The organism is Paenibacillus sp. 79R4, from assembly GCF_013393165.1.
GTDB lineage: Bacteria > Bacillota > Bacilli > Paenibacillales > Paenibacillaceae > Fontibacillus.
On the sequence record NZ_QJOT01000001.1, the window covers coordinates 339,179 to 365,128 of the forward strand.

Consider the following 25,950-nt stretch of genomic DNA (forward strand, 5'->3'; position numbering starts at 1 on the left):
TACCTGCTCGGTTAAATTTTCTTTACAAGGGAAAAAGAAGAAACTTTTATGCCTGTTGCTGCGTTAAATTAGACGATGATAATTATCATGCCGGAGTGAACTGAAGGGCATGAGGGAGGGTGGAATTTTTGAAGAAGATATGGACTATGCTGCTTGCAGCAATACTTGTTGTACCGTTATTGCTGCAGCCAGCGACCGCACAAGCGGCCAAGGCCATTACGATTTATGTGGATGGGGTTCAATTGAAGACCGATGTACCACCGGTAATGGTTCAAGGACGTGTGATGCTGCCGCTTAGAGCAATTTTTGAGGCATTGGATGCAAGAGTGTATTGGAATCAAAAGAGTCAAACCGTTACAGGGATTAAAGGAGATACAACGATCGTCCTCAAGATTAAATCGAAGGTAGCTACCATTAATGATCAGACTGTTACGCTTGACGTGCCAGCGCAGACATTGAGAGGCAGAACGATGGTGCCGGTCCGCTTCGTTAGTGAAGCGCTTGGTCAGGATGTAGGCTGGAACTCCAAGGATCAGATCGTATCTATTAAGTCTGACACTCCGAGCAATAACAGTATTTCTCCAGTAAGCTATGTATCTGTACGGGATGTGGGTAATCAGGGAGATGGCCGTGACCTGGAGATTAGCTTCTCCAAATCGTCTACGGAGTCACTGGTTGATCATTACCGCGTCCTGGTTGTGAAGGCTTCAAAAAGCTTCAATCTGGCGTCTGCTCTGAATGTCTCCGCTTCGAATTATACGACGGTGTCGACTGCAAATTCGGATCGTGCGGTGGCTTTGTCACAGAGTTCACGCGATGTAGACGGAGACTACATTAGAAATGACCAGCCTTATGTGGTTTATGTGCTTGCGGTTGGAAAAGGTTCCTATGCCAGCGTGTTATCAAATCCTTCCCCGAAGATTACTCTGGTGAATATGTCTTCGGTTGCGGAAGTAACCAATGTGAAGATAAGCGATATTAGCGATTTCGGCGATGGACGCGATGTCTCGGTTAGCTTCACTCGTCCGCAAAATGACAGCAATATTTCCAATTACCGTGTGTTTATCGTCAAGACTAAAGATGCTAACAATTTCAGTCTTACTACGGCAAATAATTTATCCAGCAGCTATTATACGACAGTATATAAATCGGGGAGCAACGGCAGCACGATGACAGGCACGCTGTCTTCCTCGGCACGTGATACCTCCGGCGATTACATTAAGAACGGCGTTCCTTATACCGCGTTCGTGCTGTCTGTGAGCAACAGCAATTCCGCCGTTAATAAGCTGTCTTCAGCTTCATCATCGGTAACACTTAATCCGAATACCGTGTCGACGCCAGTTGTTACTCAAGTGGATGATGTTAATGACTATGGGGACGGACGCGACCTGCGGGTGGGCTTCAACAAAGTATCGGATGAGTCGAATATTAGCGCCTACCGCATCTTTGTTGTAAGAGCCAACAACTATTCCAACTTCACATTAACGAAGGCGAATAGCCTGTCCAGCTCCTATTACACGCAAGTGAACAAGACGGGGTACAATATTACCCAGATTCTCTCATCCGGAGCCCGGGATACAGATGGGTATAACATTCAAAATGGAGTCAGCTATCGCGTATTTGTTATGGCTGTAGCTAAGAACTCAGGGAATAACGTGTTATCGTCCGCTTCCAATGCAATTACCCTGTACAGCAACAATGTAGGTACAGTATCGAATCTTTACGCCAGTGATGTGAATGATTATGGAGACGGTCGTGATCTCTACGTTTCATTCAACAAGGCATCCGATGAGTCCAATATTAGTCACTATCGGATCATGGTTGTCCCAACTGCGAATTACAGCAGCTTCAGTCTGTCGGATGCGAATAACGTATCCAGCTCTTATTATACGCAGGTGAACAAGACGGGGAATTACACTTATGGGCAGGCGCTCTCATCATCTGCCCGCGATGTGCGCGGCAATTACATCAGGGAAGGCGTCAGCTACCGTATTTATGTTCTCTCCGTAGGTTATGGCAATTATTCCGGCAGCAATGCGCTGTCCTCGCCATCGTCCACGATTACACTTGGCAAGAATTACAATGTGCAAGCTGTATCGAACCTGACTGTCGCTGATGTGAATGATTATGGGGATGGCAGAGATCTGCAGGTATCTTTCACGAAGCCTTCCGATGAATCGAATATCAATCAATATCGAATTCTGGTTGTACCTACTTCTTATTACAGTAGCTTCAGCCTGTCGCAAGCCAATAGCAGCTCTTATTACACCATTGAGGGCAGAGGCGGGAATAGAACGGTAACAAGGACCCTTGATGGGGCCAGGGATGTGCGCGGTAATTATGTTACTGAAGGAACTAACTACCGCATCTATGTATTGACTGTTGCAAACGGAAATTCCTCCAATGCTAACGTATTGTCCTCAGCTTCATCCGTAATTGCGCTTGCTAAGAATAAAGCGGTTCAAGCGGTAAGCAATGTCAGAGCAAGCGATGTTGGTGATTATGGAGATGGCCGGGATTTGCAGGTAACATTCACGAAGGCTTCCGACGAATCGAATATTGGTAATTATCGGATTCTGGTTGTTCCTGCGTCAAAAGCGAACGGCTTTGATGTGAATGCCGCCACTAAAGCTTCTTATTATATTGATGTAACTAAAGGTCAGTATAGTCTGAACTTGAGAAATGGCGATAGGGATACGGACGGAAATCCAATTGCAAATGATAAAGAATATCGGGTGTACGTATTATCAATAGGTACGGGAAGCTCTAAGGGGATGTATAACTTGTCCGCTCCTTCCGATATTACTAAATTGGTTAATAATGCAAAAGTTGATACAGTAGGACAGCTAAAGCTGGATGTTAAAGGAAATAAAAACAGCTATAGTGATATTGAGGTCAGTTTTAAGAAAGTTAAGGATGATCTAACTGTAGTACAAGAGTATAGAGTGTTTCTAATTCCAGAGGGTTGGGCTGATACTTTCAATCAACAGAGTGCCGAAAGCATTAAAAATGAAACTTGGTACTCCATAATTAAACCCAATAATAATGATGTTGTGCAAACCTTGATGACTCCAAAAGATGCCTCTGGAAATACTATTGAAATCGGAACTTCTTATGTTGCTAAAGTACTAACTGTAGCGAAGACAGGAGTCACAGCATTGTCAGCAAAATCTAACGCGGTATCCCTCTTGCCAAATCCGGATGATGTTGCTGTAGATTCAGCTACGATTACAGATGCTTCCACGACCGTTGATGGAATCACAGTCACAGTTAAAACGCCGGATAAGAAGGCGTATATCGATAGTTACGAGATATATGCAGTGCCGAGCAATATAACGGATTTTAATCTAAACAACCTTAACTCGGTTAATCCGTCTACGACAGTTCCTAAAGAATTTACAGGTGGAGCTATTAAGATTAATGTGACGACACCTGGTTCTTACAGGCTCTATGTTCTTTCGAAACCGGATGGTAAAAATGCTAAAAAGGCAGCTTTATCCTCATCGTTTCAAATAGACGTAGCCACTCCTACTGCTCCAACTCAAGAGCCTAACCCTCAACCTTAAGAGATAGGCTAAAATAATTTCTTCACAAAGGGGACTCCTCAATGGTGCTTCATGGGCCATAAGAAGGAGTCCCTTCTTGTTGTACATAACATAGATTCAGTTATTCCAAAGCTGATTCTATGTATAAACGGCATAGACTGGCATACGGCAATCAAGTAGTTGTACAATAAAGAGACAGGCTATAGCAGCAAAATTTAGGATAAGGTGGACATGGATTCATGAAGAAAGTCGGTTTAGTGATGCGCAAAATTCAATTTGCGGAGGCGCAGGGACCCAGGGTATTCGCCGAAAGGCTGCGAAATATCGCCCAACAGCTGGGAGTCGAGATCGTCTTTATTTCTCCTGAGCGGCATGTCAGCGGCCATGATTGGATTCCGGGCTATGAGCATGAGAAGGGCGATCTGGTCAATTACGATATTGTGCTCGATCAGATTTACGCAGAGCGCATCGAGCATGTGATCTATACGGTATCCGGGTTCACCTTCCTGAAGATGTTCCTGAAGAATAGTGTGCTGTTTCCGCATAGCTTCCCTGATCCAGCCCTAACTGGATATGAGATGATGAAGCCCTTCTATAGCATCGTTGACAAGGCGGTTGTACAGACAGACTTTCTGAAGCGCCAGCTGGATACGGTATTTGGCGTTAGCGATGTGGATGTGATTCCCATCGGCTTTAGTGAGGAATTAGCCCATCGGTATTACGACCCGAACGCTGTCGTTGCTAATCGCGTATTATGGATCGGCCGGGATGAAGAGAATCGTCGCCCCGATCTTGTGCTGGAATATGCCAGACAGAATCCGGATAAAGAGGTTTATATGGTATTCGGCGGGATGCGCTACAAGGAAAGTATGAAGAAATACGATATTCCACACAATGTGAAGCTTAAATTTGCTCTGACCCAGGCGGAAGTATTCGAACTGATGAATTCGGCCAAGGTGTATTGGAGCTGTTCCCGATTTGATACGTTTGCGATGCCGTTAACCGAGGCGCTGGCGATGGGAAAGATGGTGGTCAAACCTGAGCACCCTTGCTATGATCACATTAGCTCGCGGCATGCCTTTGCCGGCAACGAGCAGAACTGGTTTGAGCTGGTTAATATGGCGACGGCTCTGCCATTGCAGACTTCCGTACATAATCGAGAGTACGCTTTTGGTAAATTTTCCTCTACAGTGATGAAGCAAGGGTATGAGAAGTTTTTTGATCAGTGGTTGAGGTAGGTACAACAAATCATTTGAGGAATAAGCGAAATCATCCGAATTGAGGAAATTGGGAAAAGGTTATTTCATATGTATAGAGTAGCCCTGTTTGCAGGGATGGTCAGAGATACGCAGTAGACACTCTCGGGTGAATCACCCGAAAGAGTGATTCTTATTTTGTAAGCGCTATAATTTATAATTTTGGAATGATGAGGTTATGGGCGGGAGGAGAATGCAGGATGAGTTTGAATCACAGCTTGGGGTACGAAGATGATGCAAAGTTGTTAATTGTAAATGCGGATGATTACGGGATGTGTCATTCGGAGAATCTGGCAGTTCAGCGGCTGTTCCAGGAGGAGGTCATCTCTTCATCGACGATTATGATGCCCTGTGGATGGGCGAAGGAGGCTGCGGTCTGGAGCGCAAATCATAGTGAGTATGATGTCGGGGTGCACTTGACCTTTACCAGCGAATGGAGTGGTTATAAATGGGGGCCTGTGACAAGAAATGGCGATGTAAGATCCCTGGTCACGAAGGAAGGGTACTTTCCGACGGACTGCAAAACGTTTGAAGAGCAGGCAGAACCGGAGCAGGTACGCCTGGAAATCGTCAATCAAATTGAAGCTGCGCTGGCGATGGGCGTCCATCCGACGCATCTTGATAATCATATGGGCAGCCTGTATGGATTGGCGACCGGCAAGCAATTCCTGGATGTTGTCTTTGAAATTTGCGCCTGGTACGGGCTTCCCTTCCGCATGCCAAGAGCGCTTCCGAATATGGAGAAAGTGCCTTCCGAGGCGATAGAAGTGGCAAATCAGGTTACGGCTCTGGCCGATCGGATGGGCGTCGTAATTCTGGACCATTTGATTGGTCTGCCCTTCGGGAAATTACCGGGGGAGACATATGATAGCTATAAACAGAGCATGATTGAAGTGCTGCGGAATTTGCAGCCCGGGGTATCGGAAATTCTGATTCACCCGGCAATTGCGAGCGAGGAGCTTAAGGCGGTCCACCACGAGTGGGAGAAGCGGCAATGGGATTATGAGCTGTTCCGGGACCCGGAAGTCCAGCAGGTGATTGAAGAGCAGGGAATTGTTCGGGCCTCATGGAGTGCATTGCAGAAGGTGCAGAGGCAAGGGAAGTAAATCGGGAAGCAGCAGGGCTGTCACGGTGGGTCGTCAAGACTACACGGGATAGCCCTCTTTTTAGTGTGAACACAGTCATTGTTAGAAAAGCTAATTTTATTTCTTGCATTATACAGTCAAACTGTATATAGTGTAACTATACAGTTATACGATATATAGCGATACTGAATAAGGAGGGCAACAAAATATGAGACGGGATAAAAATTTACCGCTGACAGAGACGGTTTATTATATACTGCTGGCTTTGCTTGAGCCGGCCCATGGATATTTAATTATTCAGAAGGTGGATGAGCTGAGCGCCGGTCAGGTACATATGGCAGCCGGAACATTATATGGGGCGGTGGACAATCTGCTGAAGCAGAAGCTGATCCAACCCGTACGCAGCGAGGATAGCCGCCGCAAGGTCTATGTTATTACCGAACTAGGCCGCGATATTCTGCTTCAGGATTATGCCCGCATGCGTCATATGATTGAGATGACAGGGATGATTATGGATAGGGAAAGGGGGGAGCAATATGAAGAAATATAAGTTTTTTACCGATTTTGACCGTGAAGAGAAGTGGCTGAACGAGATGGCTCATTCAGGATATCAGCTCGTGAATAAAGCCTATAGCTATGAATTCGTGCTAGGATCCCCCGAGGATGCCAACTACCGGATTGATTATCGCACCTTTAAGAATAGACAAGATTTCGAGGATTATCGGATGTTATTTGAGGACAGTGGCTGGAAGCATATCGCTGGGACGAAGAGCTCGGGAGCTCAATATTTCAAGCAAGTGATGGACCAAGGAGACGAAGATATATTCTCGGATGTGGACTCCAAAGCGGCGCGCTACAAACGGCTTTCGGAAATGTGGCTGTCACTGGCTGGCTGCTTCATTCCTTTGCTAGCAGTGTTAATATCCACGGGTGCGATTAACATCACTGCTTTTGTTAAGCCTAAGCTTCTCTACTATACGCCGGGACTTTGGGAGCTGAGCGGGGCGCATTTCTGGAGAGCATTTCTATTCGAGACACCATTCGCCCTTCTCCGCGGCTTTAGTTGGGTGATTCTACCGATATTTATTCTGGTATATGTGATTTTCGCTTATAAAGCAAAGAAACAATATGAGAAGGCGCAGCAAGGACATTAAGGCCTATCCTTATAAGAACTGGAGCCTCCCGGAGAACGAATATCAATTCTATGGGGGGCCTTTTTTGTATCTTTTCAGCGCGTACAGAAAAAAATGAAAGAAATTTTGAAACTTTTTCTGTGCCTTCATAGTCTAACGAGCACATTAGCAAGCCAAGCTTGTAACAAGCAAAGGATTTGCGAACCAACTGGGGGTGAACCAACTGAATAAAGAAACAGCACAAATGACGGAGCAACAGTTCAGCGAACGGGTCGGAGCGTGCAAGGAGAAGCTGTATCGCTTTGCCTACTGTTATGTGAAGAATGAGCAGGAGGCGCTGGAGATCGTCTCAGAGGCGACCTATAAGGCTTATCTCGCGTACAGAAGATTGGATAATCCGCAGTATTTTGAGACCTGGATCAGTCGAATTGTCATTAACTGCGCTATGGACCATATGAGACGGCACAAGAAATATACTTATATGGAAGACAGCGTAGTGGAATTCTCCGCCAAGGAGGACCCGGTTCCATTGGAGGACAGATGGGATCTTTATGAGGCGCTGGATCGTCTTAAGCCGGAGGATAAGGCCTTTATTATTTTGAAATATTTTGAAGATCAGCGATTCAAGGATATGGCCGAGGTTTTGTCGATGCCGGAGAGCACGGTGAAGACGAGACTCTATCGGATCCTGGATAAGCTGAAGAGACAATTAATCAAGGAAGAGGTAGATGCGCTATGACTGGAAAAGAACGCTATGAAAATATAGAAATTCCATCCCAGCTCTCTGACGTTATAGAAAAGGCGACACAGCGCGGGCGGGCTCACCAAAGAAACCGAAGAATGATTCGTGGAACATCCACGCTTGTTGCAGCATGCGCTGCGTTGATGATCGCCGTTAATGTACCCGGTGTAGCTATGGCCTTATCCGATGTGCCCGTTGTAGGATCGATCGTCAAGGTTCTGCAGGTTGGAGGCGGAGGAGAGCGTACGGATGGGGCCAAGGTAAGCACCTCCGTTCAAGAGAATGCGCTGGATATCCACTTCACCGTCGATGGAGAGCAAACCGCAAGCGTACCGGCATATACGGTGGACTACAAGGAGGCGCCGAATCGGTTAATCTTTAACTTCAACGGCGTGCGTGACCTGGACTTGCAGAGATTGGAGCAGGATATTCGTTCTCTCTCCAATGTGAAGGACGTATATACCAATGTGGTTCTCGATGACTCTGCAATCCGCTTCGTCGTTGAGCTTAAGGATCATATCGATTACTCTGTGTCCGAGTACAAGGAGCCTGGTTATATTCAATTGAAGCTATTTGGTGCTGCCAAGCAGGCAGAGCCTCACGAAGTATTCTATGTTCGCAGCCAGGAGATGGAGCAGGGTGAATCGCTTGGTATGCTGGATGAGCAGTATGCTCAGGATGGAAGTTCGGTCATCAAGACGAAGAGCGGTAAGTTCGTGCTGGCGATCGGCGGCTTTGCATCCCGGGCCGAGGCCGAGGAGAAGCTTCATCAATTGTCTGAACGCGAGGATTACTATGAGACGCTGCAAGTAGACAGCTGGATGAGCAATGAGAACCCGCAATAATATTGCTAGTGAAGCCGTCTGATAAATTAAGAGAGAGCTGAAGGGGATACCCTCAGCTCTCTTTGCTTTCAATTAAGCCACGCTTCGTGCAGCGCGGCGCTATTTTAGAGACAACGTTTCTTTATATAGCAAGGCTTCTAACTTTTCCTTGCTTAATGGCGGACTATAATAGTAACCCTGTATTTGATCACAGCCATGAGCCTGGAGGAACTTGAGCTGTTCTTCCGTCTCGACCCCTTCAGCGAGCACCGTTAAACCCAGCGATTTGCCAAGCTGAATTATGGATAGGAGCAGAGCCGTATCTCTCGGATCCTCTGGAGTTTGCGTGATGAAGGTTCGATCGATCTTAAGCACCTGGAGGGGCAGTTCTTTTAAGTAATAGATCGAGGAATAACCTGTACCGAAGTCGTCGATGGATAGTGATATCCCCCGTTCCTTCAGGTAGTCCAGCTTATTCTTGATAATTACCGGATCATTCAGAATCGACTCGGTAACTTCCAGCTCGAGGTACTGCGGGTCTAATCCGGTCTGCTCCAGCGCGGCCTCTACGATATGTACAAATCTGGGATGCCGAAATTGAATCGCCGAGACATTAACAGAGATCGGCAACTTCGGATAGCCGGCTTCCTGCCAGGCTTTGTTCGTTCGACAGGCTTCACGCAATACCCATTCTCCAAGCTGTACAATAAACCCGGTGTCTTCTGCCACAGGGATGAAGGCAGAGGGCAGGATTCGCCCGTGATCAGAGTCATTCCAACGAATAAGAGCTTCATAGCCGGTCAAAACCAGGCTGGATGAATCGACTTTGGGCTGGTAATATAACTCAAATTCACCGTTCTCCAAGGCTTCCGGTAATTTTTTCTCGATTTTAACTCTCTCCAGCAGCTTATCCATCAAGTAATAATCAAAGTAATGCGGTTCCTGTACCGAAGCCAGCTTCGCTTCCTTCATCGCTAACTCCGCATGCTTCAACAGCTGGGTTACATCGGTTCCGTCATCCGGGAAGAGGCTGATCCCCATGCCGAATCCGACATGAATTTTCTCCCCATTGACGAGATAGGAATGTCTAAGCGCCTCGCATAGCTCGCAGGCCATTTTATGTATTTGCAACGGATCAGACAGGCCGGATAACAGGATGATGAACTCATCGGCGAAGCTGCGGCATATCGGTGTTCCTTCCGGAAAGGTAGCGCGCATGCGATCCCCGACTCCCTTGAGCAGTTCATTGCCGGCACGCTCTCCATAGCTCTCATTTATGTAACGAAAGCGATTCAGGTTTACTCTAAGCACGGCCGCTGTCTTCTGCTCAGCCTTGGTCTGCTCCAGGCTGGCTTTCATCACCGTACTGAACCGGCTCATCGTCAGCAGATCGGTGACAGAGTCAAAATATGTAAGCTGACGAATTCTCTGTTTGGAGGCATTGCGATCTTCGATTTCCTCCGTTACATCGAACTGCAAGCCGATAAAATAGATTAATTCTCCGTCGGGATTCAAAATCGGGCTTATAATAAACTGATTCCAGAACGTGGATCCGTCCTTGCGGTAGTTCTTAATCGTTACCGTATCCGCCCGGCCTTCCTTGATCGCTTGTCGAATCACTCCCAGATGACGCTTGTCTGTCTCATCCCCCTGCAGAAAGCGGGAGTTGCGCATAAGTACTTCTTCGCGTTTGTATCCAGTAATCTTCTCAAATCCCTGGTTGACATATACTAAGGGATTGTCCTTAAGCCTAGGGTCCGTAATAGCTATCCCAACACCCATCATATCGATGGATCGCAGCAGGGCCGAGGAATTGATAATTGACTCAATATGCGTATATTCTGACGCTTGGTCCATACTAATACCCCCTAACAGACCGTAATGAAATATGTATGAAGAACCAATTTCATAGTATGAATCGCATTGGTTAAATAATCAGGATGGTCTTGAAATTGACTCTTTCGGACGATGTTCGGTTGGGAGCACCTCTCTTCCACATCATACATGCTGGACCGAAAGGAAATCAATGGCAGAGCTGATCATTCCCCAGCGAAATTATGTATTGTCTAAGATGATATTACCATATTCGGAGCCATACGTAGTTCGATTGTTCTGAACAGTTTGTAAATGCAGTAGATAAGTACTAGTTCCCAGAGGAACACAAAAAAGCGATTTCGCGCATTCAGCGTGAAACCGCAGACCACTCTTATTAATCTTCGTTACCCGTATTTTCCTGTGGGGTAAACCGCTCACTCTCTACAAACAGCTTGCCTCGGTACTCAAAAGGGGAGATGCCCTCTAATTCCTTGAATACTCGGGAGAAGTGCCTCGTATTTTCAAATCCAACCGCTTCACTGATCTCGGCTATCTTCAGCGAGCCATTTCCGATTAATTCCTTCGCCTTGCGAATGCGTACCTTCTTCAAGTAAGTCACGAAGCTTTCCCCGGTAAAAGTTTTAAATGCTTCGCTAAAATAGGAATAATTTAGAGATACATGATTGCTCACCATAGCCATATTCAGCGGACGATGATAATTTGCTTCAATAAAAGCTACCGCTTCCTTCATATCCCCATGTTCGGTATGAGCCGATCGGATCTCCTTGATATATTTGTCCAGGCTGGATAAAAGCTGCTCCAACGATCTGAAATAATTGTGAAAATGGTCGAAATTAGAAAGGTCGCCAACCTTGCGATACAGCTTGATCACTTCCACAGATGCTTCTCCGTATATTCGGAAGACCTCATCAAGGACCTGTTCATTGATTTGCTTGCTGACCGCCTCCAGATATTGAGTATCAATCCCTGCCAATTGATCGATCCGGAAAATTTGATGCAAGAGGGGGCTGATCTCTTTCTCTCGGCCTGTACCGAGAATGTTGCCCAGTTTGCGAATATCCTCCATGGGTATAGCGTAAAACAGTCGTTCCTTTGGAAGCTCAGCGTACCAGATCAGACGAGTCTTGGGATAGATAAAGGAATAATTCAGGGACTCGCTTGCTTGGCAGTAGCATTTGGCGAGATCCTCCAATCGATTTCCTTCTTCGCTAACGCCGATTAATAAGCCATTAAGCCCTTTACTGCTGGCCAAAAGCGACATGTCGGCAAATTTCTGCTGCGGTCCACCTATGAGCACCACTCTTCCTTCACGATCCAGTAGAGAGGCGTTTAGCTGGCCTTCTACGCTTCCAAACAGATCCTCGGCAAGGGCCTTCAACCCTTCCTTCTTGATCCGGCTGCCATCTTCGTATTTATAGGTTAAGACAGCGACCGAGAAGGGCAGGGAATACTGATCAAAGTCGATCTCTTTGCTCCACAACCGGATCTCATCCTTCGACAAATCGCGCTGCATCAACAAATCCTGCAAGCGTACCAATTGAACCTGCAGCCGATAACCCTCAGTAATAGCCATCTGCTCGGCAATGAGGGAGCGTCTTGCCAGTTGGTCCTTACATTGGCGCAGCGCAGTAAATAACTCATCCCTGTGAATCGGCTTGAGCAGGTAATCGATTGCCTGATACCTGATCGCTGCTTTAGCATATTCAAAATCCTCGTACCCGCTTAAAATAATGATTAGCGGCCGCTCATTTTGACTCGCTGGCAGAGGTTCTGCCGATAATTTCTCAATTAAAGTGATTCCATCCATAACCGGCATCCGGATATCCGTAATAATAATCTCCGCGCCATGTTCCCGATATAGCTCGAGCGCCTCCGCGCCCTGAGTAGCCGTAAACAATGCAAACTGGTCCGGAAATTCGCGTTCAATCATTGTTTTCAGGCCCAAGCGGATATTTTTCTCATCATCGACGATCATCAAATTTGTCATTCGTGCCTACCCTCCCTGTTAACAGTACCTTCGGCAAGGACATGACAACCGTTGTAAATTGACCATACTCGCTGAATACCCTAAGACCGTATTCGTTACCGTAATATAACCGGATACGCTCCTGAACATTTCGCAGGCCAATTCCATTACGATTTGCCTCTGGTCCGGAACTTCGGAAAAGTTTATCATTCATCCCTATAGACTGCAATTCCTGATTTAAGACGGATAAATCCTCTGCGTGCATTCCAATGCCATTGTCCGTGACTATAATTTGCACATCGTGATTCTGCCAATCATGCACTTGAATCGAAATCTGTTTATCGGACTCTTCTCCGATCCAGGCATGTTTTACGGCGTTTTCAACAATCGGCTGCAGGGACATCTTGAGCATCTCCATCTCCAGAGCTTCTTCAGGAATATTGAGCTTGAGAAGAATCGGTTCGTCAAACCGGATGTTCATCACTTTCGTGTAATTCTCAATATGTCGGATTTCATCGCGCAGCTTTGCGTATTCTCCAGACCATTTGAAGTTATATCGCATCATCCCCCCAAGGGAGGTTAACGAATCCGAAATCGTTCGTTGATTCTCAATTTCGGCTAGCATTTTTATGTTTTCCAAAGTATTAAATAAAAAGTGGGCGTCAATCTGATTATGAAGCGAGCGCAGCTCCGCTTCCTTCGTTAGCGCTTGCTTGTATACCGCTTGAGCGACCAATGTATTAATCGTATTCATCAGCTTGGAGAAATGATGTGCGAGCTCTCCGACCTCGCCACCGCCGCGAATAGAGATTCCGCTGTAAGCTTCTCCACGCCGTACCTTTTTCATCTCCTCCGTTAATAGGCGAAGATTTTTCAGGATAAAGGCATTCAGAATATAAGCGATCAGGGTGACCAGCGTAATAAAAACGATATTGGCTCCGATGAGGAGATTGCGGGTACGGGATATATCCTGGATCACACCCTCCATAGATACGATATTAATCAGATTGGCATTAATTCGTTCAATTCGCTGGTGCAATAGCAGAAACTGTTTACCGTTCTCTTTATAACGAACATCCCATTCTCCCGTGTCCTGATATCGCTGAAGGCGCTCCTTAATCATGCTTTCCATTTCCGGGTTAGCTTTCAGAAAAGAATCCTTCTCCCGTGTGAACGTCTGTGCTTCGCTGTCCACAAGCAGCATCTGCGATTTACTATCCTGCATGACGGAGTAAGTCCTTGGACTGAAGTTCTCCAGCAGCATATCAACTTGGACCATGCCGACATGATGCCCTGCAGGGATACTCAATTCACGAAGCAGCGACACTTTCGGCGTAAGCGCGGGCGTTTGCCCTATGTACCGTTCCATCAGATCCGGATCCTTGTATTGGAAAGACCAGGACTCCGTGCCCTTCATTTGCACAGCCTTCTTATACCATGGTTCATCGGCTACACGGTATTCGCGGAAGAAGATCGGCCATATTTCCACAATATCGCTGCTGGAGAACAGGCGAAGATGTGCCACATTGGGATTATAGTACTGAATACGAGTCAAATTCTTGAAGCTGTAGTTGTTAAAGTTTACAAGTTCATCGGTATCCGGAGCGTTGGTATTAGCGAGGTAATCCTTCACATCCGGATCGTCATAAGCGACCTGTGCTGCCCGAACCATGGATTCAATTTGCGTATCAATATGCAATTGCTCCATTTCCAGCAGGGACATGCTCTTGTCCTGAGCATCGCGCAAATACATATTGTTGATTGCTTTATAAGAATAGAAGGACACCAGCAAACAGGGCCCTAAAATGATAAAAATATAGGCAGCGATCAGGCGGCTCTGCAGAGAACGGCGTCCGATCCAATACATTAATGAATCCCAAATCGCTCGCAAGCGCTTCTCCCTCATCATAGCTAGCCGACTCCTTTATAGACACCCAAAAGCCCGCGATAAGCGGGCGTTTTGGGCAGGGCTATAGTTACATGCCGAGCTTCTTCTTATTTTCTTCATATTTCACTTGTTTGTATGCCTGTACTTTGGCATAGCCAAGGTCATCTTGCTTTTTAATATAATCATCCCAAATTTTATCGAATTCGGTTTCGGAACTTGCCATAAGCAATTTAGGCAATGTCTTGCCGCGTAGATCCTTAATCTTGGTATTGATAATGCCTTCTTCCGAGTTGGCAAGCGGATCAAGCTCATCGAATTCAGAGAAGCTCTTCGCTTTGCCGCGAGTCCAATCTTCCAATTGTTTATATGGTTCAACCGATTCCGGTGCCCATTGCTGGGTAATATTCGTATTTTGCATCATCCAGAAGGTGAAGGAGGAACCGTACTGCTTATCAAAGGCAGAGCGATCTTTGTTCATCAGATCAAATGCTTCAGGCAGGAATTGATCCTTCCCGTCAATTGTATCATAGCTCACGCCTTTTTCACCAAGATAAAGGTCTTTCTGTCCTTCTTCACTGTTCAGGTAGCTAAGGAATTTAATGGCGCGCTCTTTGTCCTTCACATCTTTAGAGATCAGGGTCAAAGTCCAGCCGGCAATACTTGGGCCGTTCAAGGTTGGCGCATCCAGGTTAGCATTTGCAGGACCGTCGACGGCGATATAAATTTTGTTAGGATCTTGCTGGTACAAGGTGCCGAGTTGGGCCGCAAAGTCCGTACGTTGATACAGCATGGCGAAGTAACGGCCTTGAGCGATTTTTTCTTCCATTTGAGCACGTTTGTCGATGAAGATATCTTTCGCCAGCAAGCCGTCCTGGTTCGCTTGACGCAGCACTTTCATCCATTTGATATATTCTGGATCACGTTCACGCTCATACAGTTGACCGTCTTTTTCCCGCGGGATCGCCAGGAAGTTCTGGATATAACCTTCCAGGGAGTCGTTTCCTGTCTGGATGAACTCATGCAGTCCTAACGGAATGATCGGTTGACCGTCGATTTCCGGAAACTTCTCCTTGGCAGCCTTCAGGGCAGACAGGAAGCCTTCCGGCGTGCGCATGTCTGGACTGCCGATCGCCTCGTAGATATCCTTGCGTACTACAAACGTCTGGTTGGATACATAAGTATCGCCAAATTGTTCATAGTCTTTAGGGGACGAGGAAGAGTTCGGATAACCGTACACGTTGCCATCGTCTTGGGTGTACCAGCCCAGCTTGTCAGGGTCGGATACTTTAAAGAAGTAAGGGTCGTATTGTTCTGCCAATTCGTTGAGCGGAAGTACGAGCCCGCCTTCGATCATCTTCTTCACGCCATCTTCCCACCAGCCGAGCGTAATGAAGTCAGGCAGCTTGCCGGAAGCAATCAGTGTATTCAGCTTTTCGTTTTCGTTACCGGCCGGAACGATGAAGTTAATATCAACGCCTGTCTTTTTAGTGACATACTGGGAAGTCGGATCAACCCCCCATTTATTAGGGAACCAGGCGAAGTTCAAATACCAGTCAAACGTAATCGGAGAGGTGTCTGACTTCCAACCTGGCTCGTCTGCGGATGGAGCTGGTTTGTCAGACGTAGATGTGTTCGCTGGAGTATTGTTAGCGTTTTCTTTTTTAGCGGTATTATTTCCTTTACCGGAACAAGCCGCCAAGGACAGAACCATGATACATGCCATTAGAAGCATTATCACTTTTTTGGACTTTCTTTTCATGCCCATGCTTTTTAACCCCTTTTCTCAATTTGATTAGTGCTATATTGTGCAACTCCAAAGCCGCGGTTAAGCGGCCTGGAGGAGTTACTGTAAATGAGGGCTTATCCCTTGATAGAGCCGATCATCATTCCTTTGACGAAATAGCGCTGCAGGAATGGATAAGCAAATACGATTGGAAGCGTAGTTACAACCATCGTCGCCAGCTTCACCGATTGCGAGGTGACCGTCTTGGTTACGGCGCTTCCCTGCAAGGCGGTAGTCATAATATTCGAGCTGGATTGAGCGACTACCCGGTAAAGGAAGGTCTGGATCGGTTGCAGCGACTCTTTATTAATGTAGATAATCCCGGCAAAATAGTCATTCCATTGGTATACCCCGTGGAACAGGGCGATGGTAGCAATAACAGGCATCGACACCGGGAGCACGATTCTTAGAAGAATCGTCCAGTCGTTGGCCCCGTCGATTCGAGCCGCCTCATCCAGTCCGTCGGGAATTTCCCGGAAGAAGGTCATAAAGATGATGAGGTCAAAGAAGCTGAACAGCACCGGAATAATAAATACCGCAAATGTATCGAGCATATGCAAATCGCGAATCAATAAATAAGTGGGAATGAGGCCTCCCGAGAAGATCATCGTGATCGTTCCCAGGAAGATATAGAACCTTCCGAAAATCAACTCTCTGCGTGAGAATGCGTAAGCTACCATAGCGGTGAAGAAGACGTGAGCTCCCACCCCCACGAGAGTCTTGGCAACGGTCAGCAGCATGGCTGTCGTAATACCGGGGTTGTCGAATACGGCCTTGAAGTTCTCCAGGCTAAATACCCGTGGCCACCAGTAGATGCCGCCCAGCATAGCGTCCTTGCCATCGTTGAAGGCATTGATCAGGACATACCAGATCGGATACAGGGTAACGAAGCAGATCAGCAGCATCCCCAGATTATTAATAATATCAAAAATGGCTTCGCCTATGGTTTTACGTTTTATGAAAGACATGTGCAGTTCCTCCTTGGCCTAAAATAACGAAGTATCGTTGAGTTTTTTGGATACTTGGTTTGCAATCAGCAGCAGTGTGAGCGCAATAACGGATTTGAACAATCCGATCGCCGCTGAGAACGAGTAACGGCCTTGGGAAATCCCTGTATAGTAGACGTAGTAATCTATAACATTACTTGCGCTGTCGTTCAGAGAGTTGCGCAATACGAGAATCTGATCAAAGTTGGAGTTCAGAACACCACTGACGGCTAGTATAAACAGGATACTGATTGTGCCTTTAATTGCCGGAAGAGTAACATACCACATCTTCTGGAAGCGTCCGGCACCGTCGATGGTTGCTGCTTCATACATTTCAGGCGAAATCCCTGTGATCGCTGCCAGATAAATAATCGCTGACCAGCCAAGCTCCTTCCAAATATCCGATGTAATCACAATCGTCCAGAAATATTTTGGCTCAGCCAGGTAGGAAATTGGCTGATCTATCAAATGCAGGGCCATCAGGATATCGTTAATGATCCCTACATCCGACAGCCAAGTAGCCAGGATTCCACCGAGTACAACCCAGGACAGGAAGTGGGGAAGATACGAAATAGTCTGAATCGCCCGCTTGAACCGCAGGTTGCGCACCTCATTCAGGAAGAGCGCGAATATGATCGGAAGCGGGAAGGTCATCAGTTTAATCAAGCTGATTCCCAAAGTGTTCTTCATCACGTAGCCAAAGTTCTCATCCGACAAGAACTCCTTGAAGTGCTCCAGTCCGACCCAGGGTGCTTCGGAAATCGTTCTGATAATGTCATAGTCCTTAAATGCGATAACAACGCCGTACATGGGGATGTAGTTGAAGATGATCATCCATGCGATTCCGAGCAAAGCCATAATTTGAATATGTCTTTGAGATACAAGTTTCTTCAGCCATTTCTGCCTTGCCGTTGGTGGTGATATATTCGAATCTATCATGGCTGTGGGCGGTGTAGACTTTTGCATTTCCATAGTAACCTCCAAGTTATGCAGTATCTTGTTTGAAAGCACTTTCGCTAAATATACTTTCATTGTAATTGGATAACGGAGTGAGGATAATGCTTCAGATTTCGTATTGATGTACTCATTTTTCGGTTAAGGGACAAAAAGTGGTGCAAAAAAAGCCCGCTGTATGATGTGACATACTTCATTTATCCGGCAATCCATATGGTGGTAACATGCTCACAACCTGCTACGGTACAGCGATTCAGGGAGAGACCCTATGCCTTAAGGCGGGGATAGAGATATATTGGATAGGGAAAGAGGCCTCGGGAATTTAAGTTTCCGAGGCCTCTTTGCAATAAGTGGGAGTTTAGGGCAGCATACTGTTGGCTCGCTGGATGATCGAAGATATTTTTGACTCGTGATTATATATGTTTTGCTTCTTCGTATTGATTTGAGCGGATAGAGTAAGTAGTCTGGCCAGGATATCCATCGTTCGATCAGCGTCATTTTTCTTTACCGCAGCTTTGAAATTGGACCACTCGGTGGTTAGCTGTTTGTTGGGGGTGGAGACAGCGCTTTTCTCAGCTTTGATCTTCGTCTTTACGGCATCGATTTCCGACAGGATACTACGGATTTGCTTCTGTTTCTTTGTTCTTTCTGCTTTGGCGGTCTTCAAAGCGGCCTCCTTCGACTTGAGGTCCTGCTTGGTGATGTCGACCACCAGCTTCATTCCTTCAGCTTGTGCCTTCAATACCTTGTAAAGGGATTTGTCCTTCAATTTATTGGCGGCAGCTACCTGCTTATTCAATGAAGTATACGAGGTGTATAGGGGCTGGTATTTCGATTTGGTTGTCTTGACCTGCTCCTCCAGCTTGCTGATCTTGCTTGAATCGATATTGCTAATGGCCTTGCGGACAGCCGTTGCCTTGCTCTCATTGTCGTAATGCAGGGCCGAGGTTCGGTCATCCAGACTTGCTATCTGCGTCCGGCTGCTCTTGAAATCCGTGTATTGCTTGCGGAGCTTGGCCCCGTTCTTGCCAGCTTTATCTGCGGTTGCGCCGAGTTGAGCGTTGATCGAGTCGGTGAACTCGAAGGCGGCAGCGGAGGCCTGTCCCGGTGGGGACAAGGTGGTGATTCCCGCGGCAATGAGAATGACGAACACCAGTACAGTTATGCCAGTTCTAAGAGGGTTTAACATAGAGCATCTCTCCTTAATCAGATTGCCGCAATACGAGTCATCAACATCTATACATATACACGTACACGCCAAAAAGCACCCGCAGGCCAGGCTCATCAAGAGCCAAGCTTACGGGTGCTTCCATCGTAAGTTTGATCGTATTGCAGTTTCGTTTAATATACACATAAATGGGGGATTTCGTCAATTGGCGTATATGTTTCTGGAAAGTGCATAAATGGTTCACAGAATCGTAATACTTGACTTGACTTTGTCCAGAAATCATGGAAAATGAGGGAAATAACATACTTGGAGGGTTTATGGAGACAGAATCGCTATTGAAGGTTGAGGAGCTGGCCTTAAAGAAATATAGGATCTTTCGGCAGAGCCCATTGCGCTACATCGCCAGGGCCATGCTGGCAAGTATGTTCATCGGATTCGGAGTGATTGTTGCTTTTAAGACCGGAAACTTCTTCTATATGGAGAACTCCCCGTTCACCTATCCGATGGCGGCGATTACGTTCGGCGCGGCTATCATTTTGATCGCTTATGGCGGAGGGGATTTATTCACCGGCAATACGTTCTATTATACTTACGCGGCCTTGCGCAAGAAATTGCAATGGTCTGAGGTCGGTAAGCTATGGGTATTCAGTTATGTAGGAAATATTATGGGAGCGGCCGCGTTCGCCTTGCTTATTTTTTTGACAGGTCTGTTTACCGATGCTTCAGTGAATAGCTTCCTGCTGAATGTTGTTGAGCATAAGATGAACACCTCGGCGATCGAGCTGTTCTTCCGGGCTATTCTATGTAACTGGCTTGTCTGTCTGGCTTTCTTCATTCCGATGTCGCTCAAAGGCGACGGAGCCAAGATGTTTGCGATGATGCTGTTCGTGTTCTGCTTCTTCATATCCGGCTATGAGCACAGTATTGCCAATATGTGTACCTTTGCGATTGCGCTTGTGCTGAACCATCCAGGAACGATCTCCTTCTATGGGGTTATCCACAACCTCGTTCCGGTAACGATCGGCAATTTAATCGGCGGCGTACTGCTGATGGGCTTTATGTATTATTTCGTGAACAAGCCCTTTCTGGATGCGGTGGAGAAGGGGAAGGACGAATAGGAAGTTAGGGCTGGTGACGGTGATGTCACCGGCCTTTTTATACCTACGTGCAGCAGCTTAATGTGAGTTGGTAGCATCACATAACCTCTCCATATATTTGTACAGTGCATGGAACTTGCCGCTATAGTCTTTCTTCCAGGGTTTTCTTTTGCCGCAGAAATGTAGGAAAACGGTATGGTTGATCACATACTCCATATCCCATTCCCCGTTGCTCGTAATTTTGTAATAGCGGAAGTATCTCGCATCATAATTGTACAGCTTCTCATCGATGTTTTTGATTCGTTTGGCATACAGCGCATTGATAATATCCTGATCCGGCATAATCAGCTTGGTGCGATTATTCTCAACGAAGTCGTAGATTTCCTCCTCGCTAACCAGCTTTTTTTGCAGCTTCAAATTCATCAACAGTACTCCGGAATTGTAATAAGACTCAATTTTATAAGGGTTTAACCTAAGCTTGTTGATTTCTTTAATAGAGATCAGGTCATGGGAAGCAGCGGCATACAAATAATGCTCCAGATCGGTTTCGTAAAGCTCCCTGACAGAGTTCAGCACCAGAATATCCGGATCCAGGTAGAGGATTCGTTCCATAGGGTCCGGCAGGAAGCGAAAGGCGAGCAGGCGGTAATACATTTCCTTCGTGTAATGGAGTAGGGTAGGGGCTGCGGCGAAGCTATGGTCATCGACTTCAATCTCCTCCAGCATGCTGCCGTTCCCTTGTTCAGCACATAACCGGCGCAACCCCTCGATCTCCTGGCGCTTTAAGCTTGAATGCATGACATAAACCGTAAACTGCTCTCCCTTATTATTAAGGAATAAAGAGTAGAGCATCACTCGCAGAGGCTTCACGTAGTTAGAGTTCAAAGTGACCAGAATATTTAGCGGTTCAGACATGTGGACATGCTCCTTGTATAGATATTTCCATTGAGTATTCAATGGGCTATACCTCTATTGTATGGATAATGAGGGCAAACGAAAAGGTCCACTGGGAATTACACCCCAGTGGACCGGATTTGTTTATTGGTAGGTCAGGAAAGTTCTGTAGCCATTAGATAACTTTAGTATGACTTGTTAGGGATTCATTGCGGCTTCCGTGATGCTTCCATCCGGCTCTGCCAGAAATGCAGTAATCGGCAGGGAGGCAGCTCCTAACGCAGTAGAGCGGATACCTAATTTGGCAAAATCGACGTGAGTCTGCTTGCGATGATAGGACAGGCTGCGCTTGCCCAGCGTACTTAACATCGCTTGCCGCAAATAGTCGCCGGCCAGTGAGAGTCGGTTGCCAATCACAATGAACTCCGGGTTGAGAATATTCACCAGATTAGCAAGGCCGACGCCAAGCTGGGAGCCAATCCGTTCAAGTAGGGCCAGGACCTGCCCATTCCCTTGCTCAGCTTCCTTGAGAATCTCCTCCAGACTTGGAGCGTGATCCTGCCAGAGCGTTTCCGCTTGGTCAAGCAAAGCCTTCTCGGAGGCAAGCGTCTCCCAGCATCCCCGATTGCCGCAGCGGCACAACGGTCCATTTTCAGCAACGGTCATATGGCCTACCTCGCCCGAAAAGTTGGAGGTGCCACGGTATAAATCCCCACCAACGATGATGCCCGATCCAATACCGATTCCGATGCTTAAATAGATTAAATCCTTGGAGTCACGGCCTGCGCCGTACAATTTCTCCCCGATTGCCCCGGCGTTGGCTTCGTTATCAATATGAATATTAGACCCGAATTCAGCGCTTAGCGCTTCATATAGATTGACATTATCCCAGCCAAGATTAGGAGCAGAGATGACCTGGCTCTTCCCGTCAACCAGGCCAGGAACGCCAATGCCGATGCCAACAACCCCGTAAGGTGTAGCAGGCAGCCTTCTCATCAGCATGCGAATTGTCTTGCGAATTTGATCAAGCACTTTGCCTGGAGAGTAGTCCTCCAGTGGAACTGTCTTCTCACGGATCACATGGCCTTCCATATCTACGAGGACAGCCAGCAGATCATTTACGCGGATATCCACACCGATGGCGAATCCCGCGCTACGATTGAACAGGAGCAGGGTAGGTTTACGTCCCCCGCTGGATTCACCCGGTCCGATCTCGGAGACCAGCTGGCTCTCGATCAGTTCGGACACAAGCGAGGAGACCGTCGCTTTATTAAGTCCGATCACCGATGAGATATCCGCTCTTGATAACGGTTGCCGCTGTCTGATCGTATCCAGGACGATCGTCTTGTTCATTTTCTTGATTAACTGCTGGTCGCCCGTAATTTTCATCATTAATCCTCCAGAAATTATTGAACATGATACTATAATAACACAAGGCGAGAAATAAAAATAAACAACTTAGTTAGTTTAACAAACAAATTAACTACTTTTAATTATACACAATAATACGTTAAGAAAAGGAGCTGACCTGGCAAGCAGGCAAGCTGCCTGTGGATCAGCTCCTTTGAACATATGCTAATAAAATTACGCTTGAATGTAGAAGATCAGTTCCTGGCCGTTTTTTACAGGCTCCTGCACAAGGGTATAGCCATGCTTGACGACCTCTTCCGGGACGTTCTTGAAGGCAGCCGGACAATCTGCAATGACTTGTAATACCTGGCCTTTCTTCATGTCCTGCAACGTTTCTAATGAATAGATGACAGGATACGGACAAGGTTCCCCTCTAAGATCCAATGTGAAATCAATGGTCATTTGTTTGCACCTCCTTTTTTGAAGCCAACGCCGAAGCGGTAATTTTTTTGCCAGTAGCTTGCTACGATATATCCGATGGCAAGCAATACGAGCGTGGCGATAAGGGCCCATGCCGGTCCCATGACGGAGATCAGATTGATTTTTGCTCCGCTCTTCACGAACAAGTCGAATACGCCAAGATGATCCCAAGCGTAGGCAAGGAAGGTGGCTCCGATGATGTTGCCAATAAATACGGGCAGGAAGATCACTTGTCCTTCCATTAAGCGATACATCATGCCGGTCTCGCAGCCGCCGGCAAGTACGATTCCGATGCCGAACAATAGGCCGCCGATGAAGGTGCTTGGCGCGGCTATCTTCGTAATCGGATCGACGCCGTTTACAAGAATGACAATGAGCGTCAGGACAGAGCTGATCGCCATCCCGAGGATAATCGCCTTCGTCATCGTGGCACGTCCGCTAATCCACAGATCGCGAAATGCGGAAGTAAAGCAGATCTGTCCTCGTTCAATCAGGATGCCAAAGGCAGCTCCAAAGATGGCCGCTACACCAAGCATCGTCTTGCCATGAAGGAAGAAATACACGATAAGTCCTGCGTAGAGCAGCGCAACAAGCCCGCCGATATAAGGCTGCACCTTTTTCGACCTGCGCACGGCGGGGGCCGCGTTCCCTTTTTGCAGAATAGGCTTGCCCTTCCACCACCTCGTGTTGACAATCTTCACGCCAACATACGTGCCGATGGCTGTAGCCGCCATGAAGATCCAGGCATGAAATGAGAATTGGGGTACGCCCGTGAAGAAGGCGGCCAGATTACAGCCCAGCGCCAGTCTTGCACCCACACCTGCAATAATGCCGCCAATCAGGCCCTGCACCAAGCGGCGCTTCTGCCTGGGCATGCGAATCTTGAAATTGTTGCTGAGCAAAATCATAATCAGCGCGCCGATGAACATGCCCCAGACAATCCATCCGTCCGTACGATCGAAAGTTGATCCCTTCATCTGTATCAGGTCGAAGTAAGCCCAGTCGGAAATATCAACGCCGAAGAGTTGGAGAATATGTCCTCCAAAGCGAGTGAACTCGCCGGTAACGGCCCATACCGTATTGGTAATTCCGAAGTACAGAGCGCTGAGTACGCCTGCAATACCAATCGCGACATATGGACTCCAGTAATTGGTGAACAGCTTCCGTAATGTTGTCATGTCTTTCTTACCCCTTCAATCCATCCTCATAGCAGGTCGGTTGAAAAAGCCCGTGAGAAGCGATTTTCTATACTCGACTGAACGATATGGATTTTTTTTGAATACGGCCATTCACATTCTGCCAGGGCATAGTTGCAAATAAAACCATTTTTCATTCTACTACAATCTTCGCAAGATGTGGTGAAATAACATTTTGGAAAACAGAGCCTCGTCACCCATGTGACATCCTATTATATTTCAGCTGAATGTATTCATATGGAGTATTCCAGGGAGAATAGAACAATCATTGCTGCTGGAGAAGATTATTGAGACTAAGAAGGATGGCTTCTTCTCTATTAAGAAGATATAACAGCGCATGTCATAAAAGTCTACGAGAAGACGATGGATGGATCTTTAGCTGCTGGCAGGAAAATGAAGGGACGTTTTGTAACAAACTACCCAAGGTTTGGAGAGAGTCAGTAAATAAGTTGCAAAGCGGGGCGTGAGTACAAGCAGGCTAGTGGCAATCTAGCATATTTTACTAGAGGGAGTGATATAAGATGCGAAAAATATCAGAAGCGGGCATTAAGCTGATCAAAAACTTTGAGGGCTGCCGCTTAGCGGCGTACAAGCCAGTCGGCACGGAGCAGTATTGGACCATTGGTTGGGGCATTATGGACCTGATGTGAGGCAGGGAATGATCATCACTCAGGCGCAGGCAGATCGTATGCTAATGGCTGATCTGGCTAAATATGAAGTGTACGTTAACAATCCGGCATATGTACCTGTGATCACGCAGCTTAATCAAAACCAGTTTGATGTGCTGGTTAGTTTTTGTTACAACTGCGGACCAGGGAACTTGCTGTCTCTTTGCAAAGGCCGCAGCATCGCGCAGATTGCGGACAATCTGACCAAGTACAACAAGGCTGGCGGTAATGTGCTGGCTGGACTGGTCAGGCGGCGCAAAGCTGAACAGGAGTTATTTAATACACCTGTAAAGGAGGCGCCGAAAATGGCAGAGCGGGACATTAACCAAGTAAGCCCATGGGCGGCAGCGGCTTGGGGCGAAGCTGCGGCAAACGGCTATTTTGATGGGACAAGGCCGGGCGCGCCGATCACGAGAGAGGAAACAGCCATCGTAATCAATCGGTTAATAAAAAATATCACGGAGGTAAAGAGCGATGAATAAACAGATGGCGGAATTGTATCCCCGGTACTGTTCTTGCTTCGACTTCTTGGACACCGGCCGGGATTGTTCGATTTAACCGATCTGATGAAGCAGGATCTGCTTACGATGGCAGCATCGCGCTAGGACTGTTGGACACAACAGTTGTTATCAGTAATTGAACCAAATCTGATGGCGGTGGGTAGAATTTGTAGTACGAGTATCTAATAAATAGACTTTATCATAGGGGAAGATGTCCAATCTGTATTGTAAAAGATTGAATAGGATGGTGTGTACTCTAAATACAAGGAGGTAAGCACACATGGGTGAATTTCTTGGTGGAGGATCATGTGGCGGTGGATTGGGGACTTCAACTGCAGCGATTTTGGTTCTGTTCATATTGCTTGTCATCATATCACAAGCCTTTGTTTTTTAATAACCCTAGCAATCGCCCCCGTATCAATAATTGGGATAGTATATAATTACTTTAGTGGAAGCACCGCAATGCAATCCGAAAGTATCGATAAAGACCCTGCTATTATGAACAAGCAGGGTCTTTTTTTATTTTCCATCGACAATTAGCCGAGTTTCACTTGCCCACAGTTTACCTACAAGCCTTCCGCGTAAAGGCCTAGTTTACG

The 25,950-nt window shown here is 46.8% G+C and carries 22 protein-coding genes; 11 read left to right on the plus strand and 11 right to left on the minus strand.

Annotation, left to right across the window (positions count from 1 at the left end):
• The first annotated feature begins 128 nt into the window (after positions 1-128).
• The 7 genes from DMN77_RS01395 to DMN77_RS01425 all read left to right on the plus strand — a co-directional run bounded on the left by DMN77_RS01395 (position 129) and on the right by DMN77_RS01425 (position 8,606).
• Positions 129-3,566: a copper amine oxidase N-terminal domain-containing protein gene (locus DMN77_RS01395; protein WP_082789979.1), complete on the plus strand. Its 3,438-nt coding sequence runs from the start codon at positions 129-131 to the stop codon at positions 3,564-3,566.
• Between the two features lie 218 nt (positions 3,567-3,784).
• Complete coding sequence (locus tag DMN77_RS01400; RefSeq protein ID WP_068779391.1) at positions 3,785-4,783, plus strand: glycosyltransferase; 999 nt, start codon at positions 3,785-3,787, stop codon at positions 4,781-4,783.
• A gap of 218 nt (positions 4,784-5,001) precedes the next feature.
• Positions 5,002-5,907 (plus strand): polysaccharide deacetylase family protein, encoded by a 906-nt coding sequence (locus DMN77_RS01405; protein ID WP_068779392.1) that lies wholly within the window; start codon positions 5,002-5,004, stop codon positions 5,905-5,907.
• Positions 5,908-6,094: 187 nt separating this feature from the next.
• Positions 6,095-6,436, plus strand: coding sequence for a PadR family transcriptional regulator (locus DMN77_RS01410; RefSeq protein WP_068779393.1), 342 nt, complete (start codon positions 6,095-6,097; stop codon positions 6,434-6,436).
• Complete coding sequence (locus DMN77_RS01415; protein WP_179013198.1) at positions 6,423-7,040, plus strand: DUF2812 domain-containing protein; 618 nt, start codon at positions 6,423-6,425, stop codon at positions 7,038-7,040. The genes DMN77_RS01410 and DMN77_RS01415 overlap by 14 nt, the downstream gene beginning before the upstream one ends.
• A gap of 223 nt (positions 7,041-7,263) precedes the next feature.
• Positions 7,264-7,758 carry a sigma-70 family RNA polymerase sigma factor gene (locus DMN77_RS01420; RefSeq protein WP_179013200.1) on the plus strand — a complete coding sequence of 165 codons (495 nt, stop codon included), beginning with the start codon at positions 7,264-7,266 and terminating at the stop codon, positions 7,756-7,758.
• Entirely contained in the window at positions 7,755-8,606 is an 852-nt protein-coding gene (locus DMN77_RS01425; RefSeq protein WP_068779396.1) for a DUF4179 domain-containing protein, read from the plus strand. Before DMN77_RS01420 ends, DMN77_RS01425 begins: the two co-directional genes overlap by 4 nt.
• A 99-nt stretch (positions 8,607-8,705) precedes the next feature.
• Here the strand turns inward: DMN77_RS01425 and DMN77_RS01430 are convergent, their stop codons facing one another.
• The 7 genes from DMN77_RS01430 to DMN77_RS01460 form a co-directional block, all read right to left on the minus strand.
• Positions 8,706-10,442: a putative bifunctional diguanylate cyclase/phosphodiesterase gene (locus tag DMN77_RS01430; protein WP_179013201.1), complete on the minus strand. Its 1,737-nt coding sequence runs from the start codon at positions 10,440-10,442 to the stop codon at positions 8,706-8,708.
• A gap of 352 nt (positions 10,443-10,794) precedes the next feature.
• Positions 10,795-12,408 carry a response regulator gene (locus DMN77_RS01435; RefSeq protein ID WP_179013203.1) on the minus strand — a complete coding sequence of 538 codons (1,614 nt, stop codon included), beginning with the start codon at positions 12,406-12,408 and terminating at the stop codon, positions 10,795-10,797.
• Positions 12,383-14,296, minus strand: coding sequence for a cache domain-containing sensor histidine kinase (locus DMN77_RS01440; RefSeq protein WP_068779399.1), 1,914 nt, complete (start codon positions 14,294-14,296; stop codon positions 12,383-12,385). The genes DMN77_RS01435 and DMN77_RS01440 overlap by 26 nt, the downstream gene beginning before the upstream one ends.
• Positions 14,297-14,363: 67 nt before the next feature.
• Positions 14,364-16,040, minus strand: coding sequence for an extracellular solute-binding protein (locus DMN77_RS01445; protein WP_179013204.1), 1,677 nt, complete (start codon positions 16,038-16,040; stop codon positions 14,364-14,366).
• Between the two features lie 95 nt (positions 16,041-16,135).
• The gene (locus tag DMN77_RS01450) at positions 16,136-17,026 is read right to left on the minus strand and encodes a carbohydrate ABC transporter permease (RefSeq protein WP_068779401.1); all 891 of its coding nucleotides are present in this window, start codon (positions 17,024-17,026) and stop codon (positions 16,136-16,138) included.
• Positions 17,027-17,044: 18 nt separating this feature from the next.
• Entirely contained in the window at positions 17,045-17,983 is a 939-nt protein-coding gene (locus tag DMN77_RS01455; RefSeq protein WP_068779482.1) for an ABC transporter permease, read from the minus strand.
• 373 nt (positions 17,984-18,356) lie between these two features.
• Positions 18,357-19,187: a hypothetical protein gene (locus DMN77_RS01460; RefSeq protein ID WP_068779402.1), complete on the minus strand. Its 831-nt coding sequence runs from the start codon at positions 19,185-19,187 to the stop codon at positions 18,357-18,359.
• Between the two features lie 296 nt (positions 19,188-19,483).
• Between DMN77_RS01460 and DMN77_RS01465 the strand changes: the two genes are divergently transcribed.
• On the plus strand, positions 19,484-20,284 hold the full coding sequence (locus DMN77_RS01465) for a formate/nitrite transporter family protein (RefSeq protein ID WP_179013206.1): 801 nt from the start codon (positions 19,484-19,486) through the stop codon (positions 20,282-20,284).
• A 57-nt stretch (positions 20,285-20,341) separates the two neighbouring features.
• Here DMN77_RS01465 and DMN77_RS01470 read toward each other — a convergent pair whose 3' ends face one another.
• From DMN77_RS01470 to yedE, 4 genes are all read right to left on the minus strand, one after another.
• Positions 20,342-21,178: a glycosyltransferase family 8 protein gene (locus DMN77_RS01470; RefSeq protein ID WP_068779404.1), complete on the minus strand. Its 837-nt coding sequence runs from the start codon at positions 21,176-21,178 to the stop codon at positions 20,342-20,344.
• A 177-nt stretch (positions 21,179-21,355) separates the two neighbouring features.
• Entirely contained in the window at positions 21,356-22,546 is a 1,191-nt protein-coding gene (locus DMN77_RS01475) for an ROK family protein (protein WP_179013306.1), read from the minus strand.
• A 195-nt stretch (positions 22,547-22,741) separates the two neighbouring features.
• Positions 22,742-22,969 (minus strand): sulfurtransferase-like selenium metabolism protein YedF, encoded by a 228-nt coding sequence (yedF, locus tag DMN77_RS01480; RefSeq protein WP_068779406.1) that lies wholly within the window; start codon positions 22,967-22,969, stop codon positions 22,742-22,744.
• The gene (gene yedE / locus DMN77_RS01485) at positions 22,966-24,165 is read right to left on the minus strand and encodes a selenium metabolism membrane protein YedE/FdhT (RefSeq protein ID WP_179013208.1); all 1,200 of its coding nucleotides are present in this window, start codon (positions 24,163-24,165) and stop codon (positions 22,966-22,968) included. Before yedE ends, yedF begins: the two co-directional genes overlap by 4 nt.
• 539 nt (positions 24,166-24,704) lie before the next feature.
• Here yedE and DMN77_RS23700 point away from each other — a divergent pair.
• From DMN77_RS23700 to DMN77_RS01495, 3 genes are all read left to right on the plus strand, one after another.
• A complete protein-coding gene (locus tag DMN77_RS23700; RefSeq protein WP_256872184.1) occupies positions 24,705-24,833 on the plus strand; it encodes a lysozyme family protein in 129 nt (42 codons plus the stop codon).
• A gap of 8 nt (positions 24,834-24,841) precedes the next feature.
• Entirely contained in the window at positions 24,842-25,333 is a 492-nt protein-coding gene (locus DMN77_RS23615; RefSeq protein ID WP_218652814.1) for a lysozyme, read from the plus strand.
• A 298-nt stretch (positions 25,334-25,631) separates the two neighbouring features.
• Positions 25,632-25,745 (plus strand): YjcZ family sporulation protein, encoded by a 114-nt coding sequence (locus tag DMN77_RS01495; RefSeq protein WP_148466538.1) that lies wholly within the window; start codon positions 25,632-25,634, stop codon positions 25,743-25,745.
• Positions 25,746-25,950 lie beyond the last annotated feature (205 nt).